General features: G+C 42.2%; 2 protein-coding genes and 1 pseudogene. 2 read left to right on the top strand and 1 reads right to left on the bottom strand.

What is annotated here, in order from left to right; genetic code table 11:
- Positions 1–85: 85 nt before the first annotated feature.
- Positions 86–592 (top strand): annotated as a pseudogene (locus B0H50_RS13035) (SDR family oxidoreductase); the annotation flags it as partial.
- Here the strand turns inward: B0H50_RS13035 and B0H50_RS14005 are convergent.
- Entirely contained in the window at positions 593–760 is a 168-nt protein-coding gene (locus tag B0H50_RS14005) for a helix-turn-helix transcriptional regulator (protein WP_109587931.1), read from the bottom strand.
- Between the two features lie 315 nt (positions 761–1,075).
- On the opposite strand from B0H50_RS14005, the gene B0H50_RS13025 reads away from it, so the two are divergent.
- Positions 1,076–1,338, top strand: a 263-nt coding sequence (locus B0H50_RS13025) for a DUF4372 domain-containing protein (RefSeq protein ID WP_146193785.1), incomplete at its 3' end; no start/stop codon positions are given.

The following is a 1,338-nucleotide window of genomic DNA, read 5'->3' as shown; positions in this document are numbered from 1 at the left end:
ATTTTAGAAAACCTTGCAATATTTTCACAGGGTAGAAATCAGTTTTTCCCAATAGTTATGCGGGCTGGGCGGGATTTTAAGGGACGACTATTTAATCAACAATGCGATTCCTTTGATGAAAGGAATTTCGAGTTGCAGTTACGAAGAATTTGAATACGCGCTTTCGGTGGGTGTGACTGCGCCTTTTTATTTGAGTAAACTTTTTGCGAAGCATTTTACAAAAGGCTCAAGCATTGTAAATATTTCGTCGTCGCGCGATCGCATGAGTCAACGCGAAACAGAAAGTTATACCGCTGCAAAAGGCGGCATCGCTGCGCTCACGCACGCACTTGCTGCAAGCTTTGCTGGGCGCGTCCGCGTCAATTCCATTTCGCCCGGCTGGATTGATAACGCTTACAAAAAATACGAAGGCCCAGACGCGAAGCAACACAGTGCAGGTCGCGTCGGAAACCCAGACGATATCGCCAATATGGTTTTGTTCTTGTGCTCTGAAAAAGCGGGATTTATCACCGGCGAAAATATTTGCATCGACGGCGGCATGACACATTTAATGATTTATCACAATGATTGCGGCTGGAAATTCGAAGAATAATTACCTTCGAAAATCCGAAGGAATTTTTTCGAGATGTTTTTGAATGTAGCGCGAAAAATAAGTTTGCGAAGAAAAATTTAAGCGGCGAGAAATTTCCACAAGCGAAATTGATTTGTCTTTAAAGAGGTTTAAAATTTCTTGAATCGTGTAACGATGAAACCAAAAAATCGGTTTTCATCTGCGGAAAAGTGTAGTGAATAAGCAAAATTAGGTGCTGAAAAGTGTTGTTAAATGCCTAAATTAGGTGCGGAAAAATGTAATTCAAAATCCGAACAATTGGTGTAAGCCATTATAAAATAAGGCTTTATCGCAGATTGGAAGATTACGTTTTATGATTTCTTAAATTTCATAACTTTTTATTAGTGTCCGGTAAAACTTTTTAATTCAACCTAAAATCTAACAAAAAAAGGCGACTTCCGTTTCCGGGAGCCGCCACTTTTGACTATTGTTCAGTTTGCAATCAAAAACAAGCTCAAAAGCACCATGGAAAGTAGAAATTTTACCGGACAGCCGATATACGCACAAATCACAAAATACCTCTCCAAAGGCGAAATTCTGAGACTATCCCGCAGCGTTGGCGGGGAACGCTATGTCAAGAAGTTCGACGGGTTCCAGCACCTGCTCGTGCTGTTGTTCGCTGTATTCAAAAATTACAGGTCCCTGCGCGAAATCCTTACGGGAGTGAACACGGAAGCGAGGCACCTGTGGCACGCCGGGTTCACGGGACCGCTGAAGATGAGCACTTT

Origin of the sequence: Hallerella porci (assembly GCF_003148885.1) — a bacterium.
Classification (GTDB): domain Bacteria; phylum Fibrobacterota; class Fibrobacteria; order Fibrobacterales; family Fibrobacteraceae; genus Hallerella; species Hallerella porci.
This window is presented reverse-complemented; position numbering and strand designations above follow the sequence as displayed.